Source organism: Chitinophaga rhizosphaerae, assembly GCF_003958645.1.
In the GTDB taxonomy this organism is placed as follows: Bacteria; Bacteroidota; Bacteroidia; order Chitinophagales; family Chitinophagaceae; genus Chitinophaga; species Chitinophaga rhizosphaerae.
The window spans coordinates 135,156-155,455 of record NZ_RXLO01000003.1 but is presented as its reverse complement, the minus strand read 5'-3'; the positions used below and the strand labels follow the sequence as shown (position 1 = coordinate 155,455).

19 protein-coding genes are annotated in these 20,300 nt (G+C 54.4%); 6 read left to right on the top strand and 13 right to left on the bottom strand.

From position 1 onward, the window contains the following. Positions 1 to 26: 26 nt before the first annotated feature. Positions 27 to 1,601, bottom strand: coding sequence for a replicative DNA helicase (dnaB, locus tag EJ361_RS07815; RefSeq protein ID WP_126244933.1), 1,575 nt, complete (start codon positions 1,599 to 1,601; stop codon positions 27 to 29). A 485-nt stretch (positions 1,602 to 2,086) separates the two neighbouring features. Here dnaB and pheT point away from each other — a divergent pair, with 485 nt between their 5' ends. Both pheT and EJ361_RS07805 read left to right on the top strand, forming a co-directional pair. Then, complete coding sequence (pheT, locus tag EJ361_RS07810) at positions 2,087 to 4,519, top strand: phenylalanine--tRNA ligase subunit beta (protein ID WP_126244932.1); 2,433 nt, start codon at positions 2,087 to 2,089, stop codon at positions 4,517 to 4,519. A 3-nt stretch (positions 4,520 to 4,522) separates the two neighbouring features. Further along, positions 4,523 to 4,828, top strand: a complete 306-nt coding sequence (locus EJ361_RS07805; RefSeq protein ID WP_126244931.1) for a hypothetical protein — start codon at positions 4,523 to 4,525, stop codon at positions 4,826 to 4,828. On the opposite strand, the gene EJ361_RS07800 is transcribed toward EJ361_RS07805, so the two are convergent. Together EJ361_RS07800 and EJ361_RS07795 are read right to left on the bottom strand one after the other, a co-directional pair. Beyond that, positions 4,823 to 5,290 (bottom strand): RES family NAD+ phosphorylase, encoded by a 468-nt coding sequence (locus EJ361_RS07800; RefSeq protein WP_126244930.1) that lies wholly within the window; start codon positions 5,288 to 5,290, stop codon positions 4,823 to 4,825. The genes EJ361_RS07805 and EJ361_RS07800 overlap by 6 nt on opposite strands. Positions 5,291 to 5,299: 9 nt before the next feature. Further along, complete coding sequence (locus tag EJ361_RS07795; RefSeq protein ID WP_126244929.1) at positions 5,300 to 5,791, bottom strand: antitoxin Xre/MbcA/ParS toxin-binding domain-containing protein; 492 nt, start codon at positions 5,789 to 5,791, stop codon at positions 5,300 to 5,302. Between the two features lie 532 nt (positions 5,792 to 6,323). Here EJ361_RS07795 and EJ361_RS07790 point away from each other — a divergent pair. The 3 genes from EJ361_RS07790 (at position 6,324) to EJ361_RS07780 (ending at position 9,119) form a co-directional block, all read left to right on the top strand. Beyond that, complete coding sequence (locus EJ361_RS07790) at positions 6,324 to 6,620, top strand: cell division protein ZapA (protein ID WP_126244928.1); 297 nt, start codon at positions 6,324 to 6,326, stop codon at positions 6,618 to 6,620. Positions 6,621 to 6,788: 168 nt separating this feature from the next. After that, positions 6,789 to 8,348 (top strand): ribonuclease Y, encoded by a 1,560-nt coding sequence (gene rny / locus EJ361_RS07785; protein ID WP_126244927.1) that lies wholly within the window; start codon positions 6,789 to 6,791, stop codon positions 8,346 to 8,348. 162 nt (positions 8,349 to 8,510) lie between these two features. Next, entirely contained in the window at positions 8,511 to 9,119 is a 609-nt protein-coding gene (locus EJ361_RS07780; RefSeq protein WP_126244926.1) for a 3-keto-disaccharide hydrolase, read from the top strand. Between the two features lie 153 nt (positions 9,120 to 9,272). Here the strand turns inward: EJ361_RS07780 and EJ361_RS07775 are convergent, their stop codons facing one another. The 6 genes from EJ361_RS07775 to EJ361_RS07750 form a co-directional block, all read right to left on the bottom strand. After that, entirely contained in the window at positions 9,273 to 9,752 is a 480-nt protein-coding gene (locus tag EJ361_RS07775; protein WP_126244925.1) for a LytR/AlgR family response regulator transcription factor, read from the bottom strand. A 131-nt stretch (positions 9,753 to 9,883) separates the two neighbouring features. Further along, positions 9,884 to 10,354 carry an RES family NAD+ phosphorylase gene (locus EJ361_RS07770; RefSeq protein ID WP_126244924.1) on the bottom strand — a complete coding sequence of 157 codons (471 nt, stop codon included), beginning with the start codon at positions 10,352 to 10,354 and terminating at the stop codon, positions 9,884 to 9,886. Positions 10,355 to 10,371: 17 nt separating this feature from the next. After that, entirely contained in the window at positions 10,372 to 10,815 is a 444-nt protein-coding gene (locus EJ361_RS07765) for an antitoxin Xre-like helix-turn-helix domain-containing protein (protein ID WP_126244923.1), read from the bottom strand. A gap of 82 nt (positions 10,816 to 10,897) precedes the next feature. After that, on the bottom strand, positions 10,898 to 11,974 hold the full coding sequence (gene scpB / locus EJ361_RS07760) for an SMC-Scp complex subunit ScpB (protein ID WP_126244922.1): 1,077 nt from the start codon (positions 11,972 to 11,974) through the stop codon (positions 10,898 to 10,900). A gap of 106 nt (positions 11,975 to 12,080) precedes the next feature. Further along, a complete protein-coding gene (gene atpG, locus EJ361_RS07755; protein WP_126244921.1) occupies positions 12,081 to 12,965 on the bottom strand; it encodes an ATP synthase F1 subunit gamma in 885 nt (294 codons plus the stop codon). A 124-nt stretch (positions 12,966 to 13,089) separates the two neighbouring features. Continuing rightward, positions 13,090 to 13,671, bottom strand: coding sequence for a DJ-1/PfpI family protein (locus tag EJ361_RS07750; protein WP_126244920.1), 582 nt, complete (start codon positions 13,669 to 13,671; stop codon positions 13,090 to 13,092). A 276-nt stretch (positions 13,672 to 13,947) separates the two neighbouring features. Between EJ361_RS07750 and EJ361_RS07745 the strand changes: the two genes are divergently transcribed. Then, entirely contained in the window at positions 13,948 to 15,309 is a 1,362-nt protein-coding gene (locus EJ361_RS07745) for a 3-keto-disaccharide hydrolase (RefSeq protein WP_126244919.1), read from the top strand. Positions 15,310 to 15,425: 116 nt separating this feature from the next. Here EJ361_RS07745 and EJ361_RS07740 read toward each other — a convergent pair whose 3' ends face one another. The 4 genes from EJ361_RS07740 to eboC all read right to left on the bottom strand — a co-directional run bounded on the left by EJ361_RS07740 (position 15,426) and on the right by eboC (position 20,300). Further along, positions 15,426 to 16,787 carry an alkaline phosphatase family protein gene (locus EJ361_RS07740; protein ID WP_126244918.1) on the bottom strand — a complete coding sequence of 454 codons (1,362 nt, stop codon included), beginning with the start codon at positions 16,785 to 16,787 and terminating at the stop codon, positions 15,426 to 15,428. Positions 16,788 to 16,817: 30 nt separating this feature from the next. Then, complete coding sequence (eboE, locus tag EJ361_RS07735; protein WP_126244917.1) at positions 16,818 to 18,023, bottom strand: metabolite traffic protein EboE; 1,206 nt, start codon at positions 18,021 to 18,023, stop codon at positions 16,818 to 16,820. Positions 18,024 to 18,062: 39 nt separating this feature from the next. Continuing rightward, positions 18,063 to 19,214, bottom strand: a complete 1,152-nt coding sequence (locus EJ361_RS07730) for a 3-dehydroquinate synthase (protein WP_126244916.1) — start codon at positions 19,212 to 19,214, stop codon at positions 18,063 to 18,065. Between the two features lie 177 nt (positions 19,215 to 19,391). Then, complete coding sequence (gene eboC / locus EJ361_RS07725; RefSeq protein WP_240646574.1) at positions 19,392 to 20,300, bottom strand: UbiA-like protein EboC; 909 nt, start codon at positions 20,298 to 20,300, stop codon at positions 19,392 to 19,394.

Genomic DNA, 20,300 nt, shown 5'->3' with positions numbered 1-20,300 from the left:
CTTTCGATTATGTGCGATGCTATCGTTTAGAACGGAGCATCACCGAATGCGTCGTCGTCAAAATCCATATCGTTCATCTTCGATCCTTTCTGGATGAACACTTTCGCTTCATCGAACCCGCCAGGACCTTTACCGGGGAAGCCTGCAGGGCCACCGGGGCCGCCGATGGGGGCGGGCGGGCCGTCTACGAAACCATCGTCTTCGAAACGCTGGAACTCCAGGATGGCGCGGAGCTTCACGGTATCGAGCTGGCCATTACGGTGTTTCGCGATACGAACGTGGGTTTCGCCTTTATTGGATTCTCCCATTTCGTTGGTCGTGATCTCGTAGTATTCAGGACGGTAAATGAACATAACCATGTCCGCATCCTGCTCGATCGCACCCGATTCACGAAGGTCGGACAGCTGCGGCATCTTGTTGCCGTCTTTCCGTTTCTCCACATCGCGGGAAAGCTGGGAAAGCGCCAGTACCGGCACGTGCAGCTCCTTTGCGAGGCCTTTCAGATCGCGGGAGATTTTGGAGATTTCCTGTTCACGGTTGGTATTGCGGCCGTCGTTCGGGCCAGACATCAGCTGCAGGTAGTCAATGATGATGATGCCAACGCCGTGGTTGTGCACGAGGCGGCGGCATTTGGCGCGGAGCTCGAAGATGTTGAGACCGGGAGTATCGTCGATGAAGATCGGGGCTTTTGCGAGGCGCTCGATACCGTGGGTCATCAGCTTGCGCATTTCATGCTCTTCGAGCTTGCCCCGCGTGATCTTCTCCAGCCGGATTTCGGATTCGGCGGAAAGGATACGCTGAACGATCTGTCCGCTCGACATCTCCAGGCTGAATACCGCCGCGCCTTTCGCGAATTTCGGGTGGAGGGCGGCGTTTCGCGCGAGGTTGAGGGCGAACGCGGTTTTACCTACCGCAGGACGGGCAGCCAGGATGATAAGATCGGAGGGTTGCCAGCCGTAGGTGATTTTATCGAGAGACGGGAAGCCGGAGGGGACCCCGGTGATTTCGTCGCCTTTGTTGCGGAGGTCTTCGATACGCTTGATCGTATTCACGAGGATACGGTCGATGGAGTCGTAGTTCTTGCGAAGGTGGTTATTGGTGACTTCGAAGAGTTTGGATTCCGCGGCATCGAGGAGGTCGAACACGTCGGCCGTATCTTCATACGCTTCGGAGATGATTTCGCCGGAGATGCGGATCAGCTCGCGCTGGATGAATTTCTGCAGCACGATACGGGCGTGCGCTTCGATATTGGCGGTGGAAACCACCATGTTGGTGAGGCGGGAAACGAAGAACGGGCCGCCAACGGCTTCGAGGTCGCCGCTGGACTTGAGCTCTTCTACCACGGTGAGAATGTCTACCGGCATCGATTTACCGGCCAGGCGCTGCATGGCGGAAAAGAGCTTTTGGTGGGCATCTACGTAAAAACATTCAGCTTTCAGGATCTCAATTACGGTATCGAAGGCTCCTTTTTCCAGCATCAGTGCACCCAGTACAGCTTCTTCCAGCTCCTTGGCCTGTGGGGGCACTTTTCCATACACCATCGTCGACAGGTCCACGCCGGGCTTGCGGCGTGTATTACGGTCTTTCTTCGTGAGATCCATTATATGTGCAATACGTTAAGAAAGTTAAAAAAATGGTTACTGAACGAGGCCGGACATAGGTTTTCTACAATTCCGCATGCTTTCCATTCACCCATCTTTAACAAATTGTAAAATTTTTATTAGCCAGGAAAACTAAGGTAACGGACTTTATCCATTTCCCTCCCGCACAACGGAATTATATTTGTTCGACCCAATTCCACCGCTATCCGCACACTTCCAGACCAGTTATCCACCGTTTTGCACTACCTTATCCACAAAATCAGCAAACAACACACCGCAAATGTCCGACAATTCACAATAAGTGTGCATAAAGATTTTTCCACATTTTCTTGCGCAAAATTCCATCTTCCCGTACGGGAGATTTGTTAACTTTACGCGGCGCGACCTGCATCCATATACGGAGGCAATCATCCCGCAAATTATTGATTGACAATAAATTAAAACGATCCGGCGGAAGCCGGACAGCATAATACAAGGAGCATCCAATGACAATTTCGTACAACTGGTTATGTGATTATTTGCCGGTAAAGCCCGCACCGGAGGAACTTTCCGTGATTTTGACCGGCGTAGGCCTGGAAGTGGAAAGCCTGGAACGTTTTGAAAGCGTGAAAGGAAGTCTCGTAGGACTGGTAATCGGCGAGGTGCTGACCGTAGAAAAGCACCCCAACGCCGACAAGCTCCGCCTCACCACCGTGAACATCGGCAACGGAGCGCCCCTCGCCATCGTGTGCGGCGCTCCCAACGTAGCCGCCGGCCAGAAAGTGGTGGTTGCCCCCGTTGGCACCACCATCTATCCCGCCAACGGCGAGCCCCTCACCATGAAAAAAGCCAAAATCCGCGGAGAAGACAGCTTCGGCATGATCTGCGCGGAAGATGAAATAGGCCTCGGCGCCAGCCACGACGGCATCCTCATCCTCGACGCCGCCCTTACACCCGGGACCCCGGCCAGCGAAGTGTTCCATCCTTACCAGGATTGGGTATACGAAATCGGCCTCACCCCCAACCACATGGACGCCATGAGTCATATGGGCGTAGCCCGCGACGTATGCGCGTTCCTCAACAACCGCGAAAACACGCAGGTTTACCAGCTCCGCAAACCCGGCATCAACGCCGCCGCCAAAGCGGAAAAACCGCTTCCTGTTGCCGTGGAAGTAAAAAATACCGAAGCCTGCCCGCGGTACTGCGGCCAGTCGATCACCGGCGTAAAAGTAGGCCCCTCCCCCGCCTGGATGCAGCATCGGCTGCTCGCCATCGGCGTCCGGCCCATCAACAATATCGTAGATATCACCAACTACGTGCTGCACGAAACCGGCCAGCCCCTCCATGCGTTCGACGCTTCCCGGATCAAAGGCGGCAAAGTGATCGTGGAAAACCTCCCGGCCGGCACACCCTTCCTTTCCCTCGACGGTAAAGAACGCAAGCTCGATGCAGGCGACCTCATGATCTGCGACGGGGAAGATAACGGCATGTGCATCGCCGGGGTGTTCGGCGGCCTGAACTCCGGCGTGAAAGACGAAACCACCCAGATCTTCCTCGAAAGCGCCTATTTCGACGCCACCAGCATCCGGAAAACGTCGATGCGCCACGGTCTGCGGACCGATGCGGCCATCCGTTTCGAGAAAGGGCTCGATATTTCCCTCGCGCCTTTCGCGCTGGAAAGGGCCGTGGCGCTCATCAGCGAACTGGCGCACGGCGCGGCGGCATCCGATGTTACCGACGTGTACCCTTCACCGAAGCAGCCCTGGCAGATCGACGTTACTTATGCGTACATCCGCACCCTCAGCGGTCATCAATATCCCGAAGCGCAGATCAGGAATATCCTTTGCAGCCTCGGATTCACGATCCATGAGGAAAATGAAGGGCGCCTCCGCGTGGCGGCCCCCCTCCACAAACCCGATATCACCATCCCGGCCGATATCGTGGAGGAAGTGATGCGTATCGACGGGCTGGACAATATCCCCATCCCTGCCCTTGTATCCATGGCCCCCTCCGTACAGGCGCAGCCCGACAAGGAGCGCGTGAAGGAAAGGATCGCGGACTACCTCGCCGGCAACGGGTTTTCGGAGATTTTCACCAACTCCATCACCAACAGTCAATATTACAAACACCTCGACGCGGATTCGCTGGTGAAAATGCTCAACAGCCTCAGCGCCGACCTCGACGTGCTGCGCCCGTCCATGCTGGAAACCGGCCTGGAGCGCATCGCCCATAACCTGAACCGGCGGAACGAAGACCTGCTGTTCTTCGAATTCGGTAAAACTTACCGCCAGGAAGCCGTGGGGCAATATCCCGAGAAAGCCCATCTCTGCCTGTACCTCACCGGCCGCAAACAGCCCGAAAACTGGATGCATAAAGAAAAACCGGTGGATTTCTACGACCTGAAGGCTTTCATCGGCAACATCCTTCAAATGCTGGGCATCAGCGCTCCGCAGATGACGGCGGCAACCGTTCATGGCCTACAGCCTTCGTTCGAGATTACTTCAGGCGGCAAAACCATTGCCGTGGCCGGAAGCGTGGCGCCCGCCCAGCTGAAAGCGTTCGACATCAAGCAGCCTGTCTGGTTCGCAGATTTTAACTGGGACGTGATCCTGACCCTGCTCCCTACCAAAGACGCGTTCTACGAAGAGATCCCGAAATTCCCGGCCGTTCGCCGCGACCTGGCGCTGGTGCTCGACAAAAACGTGCCTTTCGCCGCCGTGGAAACCGCCGCCAGGTCCGTGAAAACGAATCTTTTGCAACAAATCAACCTGTTCGACGTTTTTGAGAGTGACAAACTAGGCGCCGGCAAAAAGTCGTACGCCGTGAGCTTCACTTTCCAGGACAAGCAGAAAACCCTGACCGACCAGGATACCGACGCACTCGTGAACAAACTCGTAAAAGCCTTCGAAACCCAGTTACAGGCGGAGATCCGCAAATAAACCATGGAGATCGAACAGTATATACAAAGCATTGAGGACAAGCTGCAGCAGCTGTTCCGTAAACTGCAACAGGCGCAGGCGGATAACGTCACGCTCCGGGACCAGTTGAAGGCGCAGCAGGAAGAGCTGCTGCAGCAGCAGTCCACCATCGCATCCCTCGACGAAAGGCTCAAGCTTTCCAAAATCGCTACCGCTACGCAGGGGAACGGGCTTTCGGAAGACGAAGACGCCTTCCGGAGGGAAGTCCGCGGGAAGATCAACGATTACATCCGTGAGATCGACCGCTGCATCGCCCTGTTGAATTCATGAGAAAATCCTGGCCTGCCGGGTTTGCCCGGGCTGCCTGATGGCGGGGTAATAGTCGAGCACACGGATTTGTTTGGCCAGCGGATGCGTGATATTGATGATGTAGATCCATTCCCGGTGAAGGGAGATGGAAGGAAAAGCGAGCAGGAGTTTTTTAGTTTTCCGGAGGCGGGCGGTACCAAAATCCCGCGCCACAAGCCGTACCCTGCCATCGTCCCACCCTTCCGGCAATTCCTCTTCCGGGAAATATTCGATGCTGCCGTCGGGCACATCCAGCACGATGATCTTCGCGTCTTTGGGGATCATGCGAAACCGTTTCACCATCTCCTTTTCCAACAGGCATTGGGAAGATTGCCCAACGGCATACCTGCAGGGCACTCCGGCATGATTCCAATAGCCGGCGTAATTCACACGGCGCAGCAGATCGACTGAACCGGCGCTCCGGCTCAACATAAACAAGGTCATATCTTCTGTTTAAAGGATAAACGCATCTATCCGGTACAGCGCATTCTTCACCTCTTCGATACCGGTAAGGGTATCCATCACTTCCAGCGGGGCTTTATCCCCGAACTCCCGTGAAGGATCGCGCAGCCACGCGTGAAACCCTTCCCTGCTTCCAAATACGTTGTACCCAACACTGAACACATCGGCGATGAAGATCAAACGGTCGCTGATCCCGCGGTTCATCCGCTCTTTCCCCTTCTTGAGATGTAGGGAGCGATTGGTGACCGCAAGCAAGACACTCAACGTGTCGTAATCCAACCCGAAAATCTCTTTTAACCGCGTGAGCTGGTCTTTCGAAACTCCCGACCTGACCATCTCGATCTTCCGGCCATAAGGGAATGACCTGAGCTCCACTACATCGGCGTAGCTTTGCAGCACCATTTGTTCTTCCTGTGCATGCTGTACCGGGACTTCCGACTTCCGCGGCCTGCCCCGGCGCCCTTTCCCATGCAAATTATCCATTCGAAGATAGGTTTAATTTCCCAAAAAATGTTGATATTCGTAAACTGCATAGAATAAGTTCAATTTCCATGAAACAATGAATATCAATATGATAATACTTGTTTCATGGCCAACCTGCTGTGCAGTTTCATCAAACATTATACTGATAAAGCCTGATGGAAACTTTTTTCATCGCGTAATTTTCCGCTTTTTTTATTAACATGTGGATAGCTAAAAGTAGCCACCATGAATAGTTTCACGAAATCTACAGCATAACTTCATCTTTGAACGGGCGATGAAAAAGTGGCATTCGCTGCATCGAAAACCTTACTTAATAGTATATAAAACCCTTTACCATCAATGGTTTCGGCACATCTTGGAATGGCTTTTGTTTACATATGATACACACGTTTTTATCGCAACCGTCAACGCCCACCCCCGCACAGTTTTTCCAAAAACCGCCACCACGAATGGTTTCACCACGCAAATAGCATATCTTCATTTTCGAATTGTTAATTCGTTCATTTATTACATTTGTATAAAGACCATCAACATGGAACCGCAACTGATACCTGTTAATATAGTCGTAGCAGACCGCACCTACCGCATAAAAATCCGGAAAGACGAAGAAGAGGACGTAAGGAGGGTGATGAAGGAAGTGAACGAGAAGATCGTCGAGTTCAAGGCCGCCTACGCCGGCAAAGACATCCAGGACTACATCGCCATGGCGCTCATCATGTACGCCACCCACCCGGCCACCATCGGCGGCAAGGCCCAGGCCAATATCGCCCCGTTTTTAAGGGAAAAACTGCAACATCTTGACAATCTGCTGGATGAACAGCTGAAATGACGGGGAACCGCCACCGCACCCGTTCGCAAATAACTCATTATCACGCCCCATGATGCGTTCCTGACAATTTTTACTTATTTTCGCGGGTCGGCTGGGCCGTTTGGAAAAAACGGGCCTTAGTCGTATTTTGATATACCTAAACAATACTTTTATTAAACAAAACAGAATATGGACATAATGGTGTTAGTAGCCGGCGTTGTCGCCCTGGCTATTGGAATAATACTAGGAAAACTGATTTTCGCGAAAAATACCCAGATAAAGATCCAGGAAGCAGAAGAAAAAGCCAGCCGAATCATCGAAGAAGGAAAACTGAATGCAGAGAATATAAAGAAAGATAAATTACTCGAAGCCAAGGAGAAATACATTCAGATGAAGTCGGAGCATGAGAAAGAAGTCATGCAGCGCAACCAGAAAATCGCAGAATCCGAAAACCGCATCAAACAGAAAGAGCAGAGCCTGAACCAGAAGAACGAGAACTTAACGAAGCAGGTTACGGAAAATGAAGCGATCAAGGAAAATCTCGCCCGCCAGATCGAACTCGTGAACATCAAACGCTCCGAACTGGAAAAACACCAGGAAGAGCATATACGCCGACTCGAAAAAGTAGCCGGCCTCACCGCGGAAGAAGCCCGCAACCAGCTCGTGGAATCCCTGAAGGAAGAAGCCCGCAACCAGGCCTTCAGCCACATCCAGGAAATCATCGAAGACGCCAAGTTGAAGGCCAACAAGGAAGCCAAGAAGATCATCATACAATCTATCCAGCGCACCGCCGCCGAGCAAACCATCGAGAACGCCATCACCGTATTCAACCTCGAAAGCGACGAAATCAAAGGCCAGATCATCGGCCGCGAAGGCCGTAACATCCGCGCCATCGAAGCCGCTACCGGTGTAGACCTGATCGTGGACGATACCCCGGAAGCCATCGTGCTCTCCTCCTTCGACCCGCTCCGCCGCGAAATCGCCCGCCTTTCCCTGCAGCGCCTCGTGCAAGACGGCCGTATCCACCCGGCCCGTATCGAGGAAGTGGTAGAAAAAACCAAACGCCAGCTGGAAGAACAGGTAATGGAAATCGGCGAGCGCACCGTGATCGAGCTCGGTATCCACGGCCTCCACAAAGAACTCGTTCGTATGGTCGGCAAGATGCGGTTCCGCTCTTCCTACGGCCAGAACCTGCTCATGCACTCCAAAGAGACCGCCAACCTTTGCGCCGTAATGGCCGCCGAACTGGGCCTCAATCCCAAACTCGCCAAACGCGCCGGCCTCCTCCACGATATCGGTAAAGTTCCCGATGAAGAATCCGAACTGAGCCACGCCCTCCTCGGCGCCAAACTCGCCGAGAAATACGGCGAACATCCCGCCATCGTGAACGCCATCGGCGCCCACCACGACGAGATGGAAATGAGCTACGTGATCTCCCCCATCGTACAGGCCTGCGACGCCATCTCCGGCGCCCGCCCCGGTGCACGCCGCGAGATCATGCAGAGCTACCTCCAACGTATCAAAGACCTCGAAAACCTGGCCATGAGCTACGACGGCGTTGAAAAAGCCTACGCCATCCAGGCAGGCCGCGAACTGCGCGTTATCGTGGAAAGCGAAAAAGTGACCGACAACGATGCAGACCGCCTCAGCTTCGAGATCGCCAACAAGATCCAGAACGACATGCAGTATCCCGGCCAGATCAAAGTGACCGTGATCCGCGAGCGCCGCGCCGTAAACGTTGCCCGCTAATACCGCAGGTCTTCCCATATTTGCAAGAGGCCGCCTCCCCGGGCGGCCTTTTCATTTCCGCTCCCCTTCCACCCAAATCGGCATTTCCCCACCCGCCATTTCCCGGGGTACTTCTTAAACTTTTTTAATTATCTTACCCGTCCACAAAAAAACTACAGGAGCATGAAAACAAAATTGATGACGCTGGCTGCCATCGCCCTCCTTTCCGCCGGAACGGCTTTCGGGCAGAAAGCCCAGAAACTCTTCAACGGGAAGAACCTCGACGGCTGGAAGATCCATGGCACGGAAAAATGGTATGTAGAAAAAGGGGAACTGATCTGCGAAAGCGGCCCGGATAAAGAATACGGATATCTCGCCACCGATAAGACTTTCAAAGACTTCGAACTGACCGTGGAATTCAAACAGGAAGCCAACGGCAACAGCGGCGTCTTCTTCCACTCCTCCCTCGAAGGCACCAAAATCGCAGGCTGGCAGGCTGAAGTGGCGCCTCCCGGCCAGCACAGCGGCGGCATTTACGAATCATACGGCCGCGGCTGGCTCATCCAGCCCGCAGCCGAAAAAGATAAAGCACTGAAAATGGGTGAATGGAACACGATGAAGATCGTGGTAAAAGGCAACCAGGTAACCACCTGGCTGAACGGCACGGAAATGATCACGCTGAACGACGAAAAGATCGGCGCCAAATCCGGCCAGATCGCCCTGCAGATCCACTCCGGCGGCGGCATCAAGGTGCGCTGGAAAAACATCAAGGTGAAAGAACTGAAGAGCTGATCTTCTTTCGAAACGATAAAAAAAGCGGTCCCGGCAAATGCCTGGACCGCTTTTTTTTATGGGGTGTTATGCAGTGGATGGCTGGATATGAAAAATGCTTCGCCGGCCGGGGTTATTGCCGTCATCAAACGTTACATCCATCGGTAGTGGCTATTATTCGCCCAGCCATTTACGGAAATCCGGGGCGCGCAGGCGAGACACGATGACGTCTTCCTCCAGCGCGGGCTTCACCTGCACTTTCAGCTTGCCGTTGAACCAGGCCTGCACTTTCAGGATACTGCGGTAATGCACGATACACTGGCGGTTGAGGCGGAAAAAGTCGCGCGGATCGAGCTCGTTTGCGATATCGTCCAGACTTTTGTCGATAAAGTAGTCCGTATTCTGATGGGTGCGGATGCAGGCCATACGGTCGCGGATATAAAAGAACGCGATGTCCTGGATGGCGACGGAAATGAGGCGCGTGCCGCTGCGAACGAGGTATCGCTGAACGGTTTGCGTGGTACGCAGCCCGGATAGCAGCATGTCTATCTGGCTGTTGAACTGCAATATCTCCACATCGGGGTCAATGGTGGAAATCATGTCTTTCAGCTTTTGCGCTGCGATGGTTTCGGTTTCGTTGATGAGAATCTTCATGATGGGAACATTTAAAAAGCATGGATTGTCCCCAAATGTAGCAAGTGCCCCCTGAGCAGCACGAACAAATCGATGAAGTGCATGAATCGGCGATGAAATGACCGTAGCGGCGATGAAATTGCAGACGGGCGTTAGTGCGGGTATTTCTTCAGGATGTCTTCGATGCGCTCGTCGGGCACGAGCTCGGTGGTCTCGATCAGGCGGATGCGGCGGAATTCGGGATGGAGGGTGTGGAGCACGTAGTTGGAGGATTCGGGCAATACGGCGGAAGGCACCTTCAGGACGGGCGTTTTCCCTTCATCGAACCATTTGTTGCCCAGGGGCTGGCAGTGGCTGTAGTCTTTGAAATCGCGCCATTTGGCGGGTAGCTGTCCGGGTTGGATGGAGGAAATCTCCAGGCCGTCGGGCACTTCGATGATCATGATCTTGAAATCCTGGTTGAAGCCAACGCCCTGGCGGCGGATCATGTTTTCCAGGAAAGCGAGGGAAATGGATTCGGCACAATAAATGACCTTCCGGCCGGCGCCGTTCCAGCGGCCCTTGATGCCGGAGGCATAGAGTTCCTGGCTGAATTGTTTATGGGTGATGCGAAATACCAGCATGTAAAAGGGTAGGATAGTTAAACAGGGTAACCTTCGGCGAGTTTGTCGAGCTCCTCGGAGATAATATCTACGCCGCCGGGAGTTACCAGCCAGTCGATCGGTGTTTCGCGGGCGCCCCAGAACGGTTTTTTCAACCAGTAACTGAATTCGTCGACGGTGCCGAAGATGGTTTCGCCTTTTTCGTACAGGGCGATGAGCTTGAGCAGGTGCTCGCTATAAATGGGTTCCAGCACTTTCTGCTGTTCCTTGTAATTGCTGATGGTGCGGGCAGACAGGTTGATGATGCCTGCCAGTTCTTTTTCAGGCATTTTGATGGTTTCCGCAAAGTCATAGAACACTTTGGTTTTCACGCCTTTGTGTGCGGATGTTACCAGCCTGTAGAGGTTCCCCAGTTCCAGGCCCATGAACCGGTGCAGGACGGAGTACTTTTCCTTTTGCAATGCGATGGCTGTGGCAGGCATACGTCAATCATTTGTTCCTTACAAAGGTAGGAAATTTTTCCGTTTGAAAATAGAAATATTTCAACTCACAAATGACTGATCGTCAATTCCGGTCGTCTTTCCCTTCTTCCTCCTCTTCTTCGTCTTCTTCATCATTCAGGCGGTCGTCGGCGTCTTCGATGGCCTGTTCTTCGTCGTCGGCCTTTTCGGCATCGTCGCTGTCGTAGGGATCGTCCTGGTAGGGAATCGTACCGGCGGCTTCGCCTTCATCATCGTCATCATCGTCGTCGTCAGGCTCCTCTCCGTCTTTACGGTCGCCGAGCATGGCTTCGATTTCGCCGTCTTCGTCGAGTTCGTCTTCATCATCTTCCCCGCTGTCGGCCATTTCAGGATCGCCGCCGGAGCTGTTGCCGGAAGCGTGGGGATCGTCTTCATCGTCGCCGCTTCCGCCGTCTCCCGAAGATGCTTCGGGGATGTTTTCTTCGGAAGGTTCATCTTCCATGACAACGGTGGTGGTTTCTGTGAGCTCGCCGTTTTCGGTGACAACGAAATGTCCGTCTGGCAGGGTTTCTTCGTCCACTTCCAGGTTTTCGACCGCTTCGAGCGTGAGTTGTGTGGGCGGCACGAAATCTTCTTCGAATACTTCCTTGAGCTTAGGCAGATCTGCGGGAGAATTGAGCCCGAAATAGTCCATGAACGCTTTGGAAGTAGAGTACAGGAGCGGTTTTCCGGGTAGCTCTTCGGAACGGCCGGAGATGATGATCAGTTCCTTTTCCAGCAGTTTGGTGATGGAATAGTCGGTGCTGACGCCGCGTATATGTTCGATTTCCCCTTTGGAGATGGGTTGTTTATAGGCGATGATGGCGAGGGTTTCCAGCGCGGCGGTGGAGAGCCGTTTGAGAAATTTCTCGCCATTGAGTTGCGCAACGGTTTGATAATAGTCCCTTTTGGTGAGGAACTGGTAGCCGCCACCGCTTTGGCGAACGCTGAACGAGTAAAACTCGGAGCTGTATTTTTCCTGGATGGCCTCAATGGCAGCTTCTACCTGCTCGGGCGTGGCGCGGTCTTCGAGGAAGGCCAGTGCGTTGTTGAGCAGCTCCAGGATGTCGGCGGCCGGAAGGGGCCGGTCGGCGGCAAAGATCAGGGCTTCGACATGCGGAATGAGCTGTGAGATCTCCATGGGAAATGCGGTTTAGGTCAAATAAAAATGTCAAAGGCCGAAAATAAGACCTTTGACATTCTTTATAAAATATAAAAAAGTTGCTGTGGATGAATTGTTGAAAACATCATCCCATCAGTGCTGCGGCACCAGACACGATCTCGGTGAGCTCGGTGGTGATGGCGGCCTGACGTGCACGGTTGTATTCGATCTTCAGGTTGCGGAGCAGTTCGCCGGCGTTGTCCGTAGCTTTGTCCATCGCGGTCATCCGCGCGCCATGCTCGGAAGCGTGGGCGTCGAGGACGGCTTTGAAGAACTGGGTGTTGAGGATTTTGGGCATCAGTTCGGCTACGAGTACGTCTTTTTCGGGTTCGTAGATGAAATCTGCCTTGCGGCCTTTGTTTCCTTCGTTTTCCACCTTGGCGATGGGGAGGAATTGTTCCAGTTTATAGCGTTGGGTAGCGGCGTTTTTGAATTCGCTGTAGATGATATCCACGGCATCGTATTCGCCTTTCACGAAACCATCGAGGGCTACGGCAGCAGCGGCTTTCACGGCATCGAAGCTGAGGTGACCGAAGAGGTTCCAGAAGTTTTCGTTCACTTTGTAGCCGTTCTTGGTGAAATGTTCCCAGGCTTTTTTGCCGATGGGAAGCACTTCCACGTGGCCTTTGGCGAACTGGGCGGCGTACTTTTCGCGGATGGTTTGCTTGGCCAGCTTGATAAGGTTGGAGTTATACGCTCCGCAAAGCCCGCGGTCGGAGGAGATTACCACGATCAGGACTTTTTCCACCTGGCGGTTGGCAGCGAGTGCCATATCGATGTCTCCCTCGGTATTGCTGACGATGTTTTGCAGCATTTCCTGCAGTTTCTCGGCGTAGGGGCGCATCTGGAGGATGGCGTCCTGCGCGCGGCGCAGCTTGGCAGCACTCACCATCTTCATGGCTTTGGTGATCTGCTGGGTAGACTGGATGGATTTAATACGGTTGCGAACTTCTTTAAGCTGTCCAGACATATATTATAAAATATTTATAAAAAAGGGCATCCGGCCCCTTATTTTGGGCGCAAAGGTAAGTAAAGGCGGGATCATTCGGAAATCCCCCCGCCGATATTTCTCCTGATTCTGGTCAGGTTTCCCGTCAAGGTTCGATCCGGGTGCCGAGGACTTTCAGGAAAGCCGCCATCCACTGGGGGTGAGCGGGCCAGGCGGGGGCGGTCACCAGGTTGCCGTCGGTCACCGCTTCGTAGACGTTCACCGATTCATAGGTGCCGCCGGCCATGGTTACTTCGGGCTCCACGGCCGGGTAGGCCGTCAGTTTCTTCCCGCGCACCACATCCGCCGCCGTAAGAATCTGGATACCATGGCAAATGGCCGCGATCGGCTTGCCGGCGCCGGCGAATTGCTGCACCATCTCGATCACCTTTTTATTCAGCCGCAGGTATTCCGGCGCGCGGCCTCCTGCCAGTACGAGGGCGTCGTATTCCGCAGGGTTGATGTCTGCGAAGGAAGCGTTCAGCACAAAATAATGCCCCGGCTTCTCGCTGTACGTCTGCTGCCCCTCAAAATCATGGATCGCCGTGATCACCTTCTCCCCGGCCGATTTGTCCGGGCACACCGCGTGCACGTTGTGCCCCACCATCTGGAGCATCTGGAACGGCACCATCGTCTCATAATCTTCTGCATAATCCCCCGTAAGGAACACGATCTTCTTACTTGCCATGTCTTATTTTTTTAGCTGGTTATAAAGATAAGGTATTATATTGTCCCCCGGAATCCATGCCCTGTCCCATGCCATTGGATAGAACAAACAATTTGCAACCGATTGTAATTGTGCGGCAAAATGGCTATCTTGGCTTCGCCGGGCGGCGGTAAACCGTGCCCGGGCGCAATGTTACGGGCAGCAGGCGCAAACAATGGTCAACTTACAACAAGGAAAGCGGGGTCGCAAACAGCCCGGATTGTCAACGGCCGCTTTTACTGATACAAAACACAATCGATGAAAAAGCACCTCCTTCTGGGCTGCGGGGTTTTGCTCATGTCTGTTTCCTATGCGCAGACGGCCAAATGGCAGAACCTGTTCAACGGCAAAGACCTGAAAGGCTGGAAACAGCTCAACGGCAAGGCAATTTATGAAGTGAAGAACGGCGAGATCGTGGGTACCACGGTGCTCAGTGAACCTAATTCCTTTCTGGCTACGGAAAAGGATTACGGTGATTTTATTTTCGAAGTGGAGTACAAACTGGAAAGGGATTTCAATTCGGGCATCCAGTTCCGCTCCCAGAGCAAGGCTGATTATCAGAACGGCCGGGTATTCGGTTACCAGATGGAAGTAGACCCCTCTCCCCGCAAATGGAGCGGCGGCGTGTACGAAGAAGGCCGCAGGGGCTGGCTGTACCCCCTCGATCTGAACCCCGGCGCCCAGAACGCCTACAAACCGGGCGACTGGAATAAATACAGAATTGAATGTCGTGGCTCCGAAATCCGTACCTTTATCAACGGAGTATCGGCCGCACACGTTATCGACAGTGAACTTCCCTCCGGGTTCATTGCCCTGCAGGTCCACGGAATCGGCAAAAAAGCCGAAGATGCAGGCAAGAAGATCCGCTGGCGCAATATCCGCATCATGGAGAACCCTGCCGCATCGCAGTTTTCGAAGTATGATGACGTGTACGTGGTGAACAACATTTCCAACAACATCTCCGAACAGGAGAAACTGCAGGGCGTTCGCCTGTTGTGGGACGGGTCCAGCACCAAAGGCTGGCGCGGCGCCTACAAACCTGATTTCCCGGCGAAAGGATGGGAAATCAAGGATGGCGTCCTCAGCGTGCAACCGTCTGACGGCGGAGAATCCACCAACGGCGGCGATATCGTGACCGAAGAGGAGTTCGCAGCGTTCGACCTCGAATTCGATTTTAAACTAACGCCGGGAGCCAACAGCGGCGTGAAGTATTTTGTGACGGAATCCGAAAACAACAAAGGCTCCGCCATTGGTCTGGAATACCAGGTGCTGGACGATGATCAGCATCCCGATGCCAAACTGGGCGCAGCCGGCAACCGCAAAGTGGGTTCGCTGTACGATCTCATTCCGGCCTACAGGATGACCAACTCCCATCGCAAGATCGGGGAATGGAACCACGGCCGTGTGGTAGTATACCCCGACAACCGCGTAGAGCACTGGATGAACGGCCATAAAGTCGTGAGCTATACCCGTGGCGACAATATCTACAAAGCTCTCGTGGCACGTAGCAAGTATGAGAAATATCCGAACTTCGGGCTCGCAGAAAAAGGCCGCATCCTGATCCAGGACCACGGCAATAACGTGAGCTTCAGAAGCATCAAGATAAAGAGTTTGAAGTAGTCAGCGACTATTTCATTGTTCACTGTTTTTCAAACCGACATCCCTGATTCTTCGGGATGTCTTTTTTTTGCCCAATAAAAAAGCCGGTTTGGGGAAACCGGCTGATTATTTATGTTTTATCCTATGTGCTCCAGGATGATATCCCTCACATCGGTGGCCTGTACCGATTGCGGGACGGGCCTCGAGGTCAGCAGCACCGCATGATCCTTCACGTCTTCCGCCAACCTGCCGTGCGAACCCTTGATCAGCGTGGCATCCAGGGGGATGACGTTCATGAGGTACCGGAATCCCAATTTCTTTTTCAGCACCTTACCGATCACTTTCAGCTTCACCAGCGGGTCTGCCGGATTGAGGAACATCTCCACAGGGTCGTATCCCGGCTTGCGATGGATATCCACCAGCCGCGCGAAGTCAGGCGCCTTCGCATCGTCGAGCCAGTAATAGTAGGTGAACCAACTGTCTTTGTCGGCCACCAGCACGAGGTCGCCGCAGCGCTCGTGGTGCAGGTTGTGCGCACGGATCCCGTCGCGGTCGAGCACCTGTCCCACCCCGGGCAACTGCTCCACCAGGTCGCGGACCTTCTTCGTCACGCACCGGTCGTTGATGTAAATATGTGCGATCTGGTGATCGGCAACTGCGAACGCTTTGGAAGCGCCCGCGTCCAGCAACTCCGTTCCCCGTTCCACACGAACATCGATCAGCCCGTGCTCACGCAGCAGGCGGTTGATGTGTACCGGGCGGTTGACGTTGGTGATGCCGTATTCGGAAAGGATGATGACCTCTGATTGCTGCTGTTCGTAATATTCGATGAGCTGTTTCACCACACCGTCGATGGCGCGCAGTTCCGGGCCGATCTTCGTATAGTCGTGACCGAATTTCTGCAGGCAATAGTCGAGATGGGGCAGATAGATGAGCGTGAGATCGGGATGGTGCCAGCGGTCTGTGAGGATAGACGCGTCGGCGATCCATTGCGAGGATTTGATGTTGGCGCCGGGGCCCCAGAACTGGAAGAGCGGAAAAGTGCCCAGCTCCTGCTGCAGGCGGTCTCTCAGACCGGCCGGGTACGCATAGCAATCGGGCATCTTCCGGCCGTCGGAAAGGTACTGCGGGCGCGGTGTTACGGAGAAATCGGCGGTGGAGTACATGTTATACCACCAGAACATCTTGGAACAGGTGAGCCCGGGATGTTTCCGGCGGGCGGTTTCCCAGACTTTTTCCCCGTGAACGAGTTTATTGGATTGTTTCCAGAATTTGATCTCACTGTCTGTCCGGTCGTACCAGCCATTCCCGACGATGCCGGTTTCACTGGGCCATGCCCCGGTAAGGTAGGTCGACTGCACGGCGGTGGTAACGGCGGGCAGCATGGGCCGGATGGACGACTGGTGATGCTTCTTCGCCCAGGCGCTCAGGAAGGGTGTGTGCTCCCCGATGAGGGCGCCCGACAATCCTACGATATCCAGCACTACGGTTTTTCTCATATTCTTGGCTTCTCTAATTGCGTATCTAATCTAAATATCCAGCTGCTTCATCACCCATTTCAGTTCCCTTGCGATGGAGGCGCCCATTTCCTGCTTTAGGCCGGCGGGCAATACTTCCCAGGTATAGGTTTCCACTTCGAGATGGGTAGTGAAGGGTTTGGATTGCTGGCGTGAAAGCACGCGAACGATATCGTCGCGCGTGGAGCTGAGGGCCCCGAATTCGCCGGTGAATACGGGCACGTGGAAGTGCGCGCGCCATTCCTCCACATCTTCCCTTCCCGCTTCCGCGAGGGCTTCCGGCAGATCGGGATAATGGATCTTGCCGCCATCGTTTTTCCGGGCGATCACCTGGTGGAGGTAAACCGCCTCGTTGAACTGCCGGAAAGCGGACACCACGTTTTCCCTGTCGCCCTTTGGCAGCAAGGCTTTCAGCGCGGCGCTTATCTGTATTTTCCCGACTTTCAAACCGAAAAACTGCATGCGTTCCAGTACCACCTGCGGGTCTTCATAAGACACGGCGAAGTGGCAAACGTCGTAGCAAAGCTGCACGTGCCGTTTGATGGCGAGCGTGGCTTCTTCTTCGCTGAAACCGAACTTTTCGGTGAACAGCATCACGCCAGCGGGCAGGAGGTATTGGAAGTACCAGTCCAGGTACTCTTTCGAATTTTCCAGGAGGCCGTCGGGCTCGGGCTCGATGTCGAGGTGCAGCAACGGCCCCCCGTTCCTATGCACCTGGATGAGTTGTTCCACGACGAGCAGCATATTGAAAGTGGCGCCTTCGGTCACGGATTTCCTTTCTTCTTCACAACGGTGCCAGAACTTGTAAGACAGTGGTGAAGTGGAGATGCCGCCTTCCATCCCTTCCGGCAGCAAAACGGCCAGGATGCGGAACAGGCGGGCGGTGTAGGCGGCGCGTTCGGCGGTAGACCAATCGGGCGTATGCACCTGGTCTTTCACGCGTTCGTGATGGAATCCGCCGAAGGGGAAACCGTTCATGGTAAAAACGTAGCAGTCGTTTTCCTGCAGCCATAGTTGGAACTCCTCCAGCGCAGGCGCCTTCGACAGTTCGAGGCTGGCGAGGTTACTGAGCCGCAGCCCGATCCCGAAAGGTTTGCCGGGGCTCACTTCGGCTTTCACGGCGGGGATGAACCGGCGCAATTGCTCGAAATGATCGGGCCAGCTTTCGCCGGAGTGAATATTGGTACAATAGGTCAGATGCCCGAATGGTGTTTCCATGTTATTTATTGTTGACGGGGGCAGTTTAGCGTTGAGGTGCTACCATTTATCGCGCAGCATGTTCACGGCTTTGCGGAGGTTGTTGACGTCGATGGAATGTACTTCCTTCCCTTTGCCGATGGCTTCGAGGAGGGAAATGGTGAGCCTTCCGCCGAGGTGCTCGCGGAATTCCTGCAGGCCGGCCACGATGGGCGCTTCGTCGTCTTCGATCTCCAGCAACGGGTGATAGAGCGGCAGGCGCAGGGCTTTCAGCAGCTGGATGATGCGTTCCAGGCTTTCGGGGTCGAGCAGACCGGTGAGCCAGGAATACACACTGTCCAGCGCGATGCCGATAGACACGGCTTCGCCGTGGCGCAGTTCGAAATCGGTGAGCTGTTCGAGCTTATGCGCGCTCCAGTGGCCGAAATCCAGCGGACGGGAAGAGCCGCTTTCGAAGGGATCGCCGCCGCCGCCGATGTGCTGCATGTGCAGTTCCGCGCAGCGGTGAATGAGGTAATTGAGGGCTGCCGGCTCCGCTTCGGTGAGTTGTGCGGCGTTCGCCTCCATCCAGTCGAAAAAGGCGGCGTCTTTGATGAGCGCCACTTTCACCGCTTCCACCATGCCGCTGCGCCAGTCGCGCTCATCGAGCGTGGTGAGGAAATGCGCGTCGTTGAAAACGGCCGCGGGCGGGGCGAAGGTGCCGAGGAAGTTCTTTTTGCCGTGATAGTTGATGCCGTTTTTCACGCCTACGCCGGAATCGTTTTGGGACAGCACGGTGGTGGGGATACGGATCAGTTTAACGCCGCGATGGCTCACACCGGCTACGTACCCTACGAGGTCGAGCACGGAACCGCCGCCGATGGCTATGATATAGGAATGACGGTCGATGGCATGCTGGTCTACCGCGTTCACGAGCCAGTGGAACAGCTGGAGATCGTTTTTGGAAGCTTCGCCACCCGGTACCACGATCACATCTTCCACCAGTTCAAACCCTTCGATATCGGCGCAATAAGCCGTGATCTGCTCCTGCAGGTAATCGTGCCGGCTGGAAACGCCATCGTCTACGATGAAAAGTAATTTCTTACGAAAGCCTTTCTCTGCGCGGGTTTCTAGGAATTGTGCGAAAACCCGGTTGTCTGTGCTGAACAGGTGCTCCGTGAAAAAAACCTTATACTCGAATGCAACACTGAATGATTGTTGAATAAAAGCCATAGCAAAGATCCTGAAGTCCCGGTGTTTGCGGGACGGTTTAAAACGGTTAAAAGTACGAAAACGGGACTACCGGAACAACAATAAAATGGCGGATGTGAAAGGGGGACGGATGAACGGGGGAAACGGCGGAAACCTCCGCAATCCTGTTGGTGCGTTTTAGCTGAAAGTAGCCGTGGATCAGGTAACGGCGAAGAGTTTACCGAGGAAGATGGACAGTGGCAGGAAGGCGAGCACGGCCAGGCCGAAGGGGGCGCCGGCGAAGGCGGCCGTCCACGCGGCGTTCATGGCGATGAGGCCCAGTACGCCCCATTTGACGGACTTCCCGATGTTGGGGCCCGTGGGCGCTTTCATCGCATTGAGGAGCGGTTTATAGATGAGCCAGGCGAAGAATGCGAGGAACAGGGGGACGGTTAGCCATTGGCCGGTCATGTAACTGAAAAAGCCGATGACCCCGATCACGAGCGCATAGGTGACCGCTGCGCGCATGAGCGGTGTTGTTGTGCCGCCGTGCACTTCATCCCGCGAAATCATTGTTACGGCCGCGATGTAAGCTACCGGCACAACGGCGATCCACCAGAGGAAATCTCCCTGGAGGGAAACGAGGTAAACGCTCATCCCGAGCGAGAGGTTCAGGCCGCGGCAAACGCCCATCAGCAAAGGCCCGAGCACAGAATGATGTTTCGCCCATTTATCGTAAACGAGCGCCGAAACGGCGGTCAGCACCGCGATCCAGCCGGAAAAATTACTGACGGTGAAAGCGGCGAGAATCCCAACCACGAGGAGGTACCCGCCCAGCACGCTGGCTTCGGTGATGGAGATAACGCCGCTGGGGATAGGCCTTTCCGGGCGTTCCACCTTATCGAGTTTTGCATCGAACACGTCATTGAAAACCACGCCGCCGCCATACAGCCCGATGGTGGCGATCACGAGGCATCCCAGCTGGAGGATGGATTGCAGATCTTTCAGCCCATGTTCAAAAAAGCCTACGATGGCCGCTCCGGCAATGATGTCGGTAATGGCGGTCAGGATATTGGCCGGCCGCATGAGCCGGAGGTAGCCCATCAGTTTGCTAAGGATATAGTTCAC

Coding starts and splice junctions, on each gene's coding strand:
- dnaB (WP_126244933.1), bottom strand. CDS start 1,601: ATGGATCTCACGAAGAAAGACCGTAATACACGCCGCAAGCCCGGCGTG.
- pheT (WP_126244932.1), top strand. CDS start 2,087: ATGACAATTTCGTACAACTGGTTATGTGATTATTTGCCGGTAAAGCCC.
- EJ361_RS07805 (WP_126244931.1), top strand. CDS start 4,523: ATGGAGATCGAACAGTATATACAAAGCATTGAGGACAAGCTGCAGCAG.
- EJ361_RS07800 (WP_126244930.1), bottom strand. CDS start 5,290: ATGACCTTGTTTATGTTGAGCCGGAGCGCCGGTTCAGTCGATCTGCTG.
- EJ361_RS07795 (WP_126244929.1), bottom strand. CDS start 5,791: ATGGATAATTTGCATGGGAAAGGGCGCCGGGGCAGGCCGCGGAAGTCG.
- EJ361_RS07790 (WP_126244928.1), top strand. CDS start 6,324: ATGGAACCGCAACTGATACCTGTTAATATAGTCGTAGCAGACCGCACC.
- rny (WP_126244927.1), top strand. CDS start 6,789: ATGGACATAATGGTGTTAGTAGCCGGCGTTGTCGCCCTGGCTATTGGA.
- EJ361_RS07780 (WP_126244926.1), top strand. CDS start 8,511: ATGAAAACAAAATTGATGACGCTGGCTGCCATCGCCCTCCTTTCCGCC.
- EJ361_RS07775 (WP_126244925.1), bottom strand. CDS start 9,752: ATGAAGATTCTCATCAACGAAACCGAAACCATCGCAGCGCAAAAGCTG.
- EJ361_RS07770 (WP_126244924.1), bottom strand. CDS start 10,354: ATGCTGGTATTTCGCATCACCCATAAACAATTCAGCCAGGAACTCTAT.
- EJ361_RS07765 (WP_126244923.1), bottom strand. CDS start 10,815: ATGCCTGCCACAGCCATCGCATTGCAAAAGGAAAAGTACTCCGTCCTG.
- scpB (WP_126244922.1), bottom strand. CDS start 11,974: ATGGAGATCTCACAGCTCATTCCGCATGTCGAAGCCCTGATCTTTGCC.
- atpG (WP_126244921.1), bottom strand. CDS start 12,965: ATGTCTGGACAGCTTAAAGAAGTTCGCAACCGTATTAAATCCATCCAG.
- EJ361_RS07750 (WP_126244920.1), bottom strand. CDS start 13,671: ATGGCAAGTAAGAAGATCGTGTTCCTTACGGGGGATTATGCAGAAGAT.
- EJ361_RS07745 (WP_126244919.1), top strand. CDS start 13,948: ATGAAAAAGCACCTCCTTCTGGGCTGCGGGGTTTTGCTCATGTCTGTT.
- EJ361_RS07740 (WP_126244918.1), bottom strand. CDS start 16,787: ATGAGAAAAACCGTAGTGCTGGATATCGTAGGATTGTCGGGCGCCCTC.
- eboE (WP_126244917.1), bottom strand. CDS start 18,023: ATGGAAACACCATTCGGGCATCTGACCTATTGTACCAATATTCACTCC.
- EJ361_RS07730 (WP_126244916.1), bottom strand. CDS start 19,214: ATGGCTTTTATTCAACAATCATTCAGTGTTGCATTCGAGTATAAGGTT.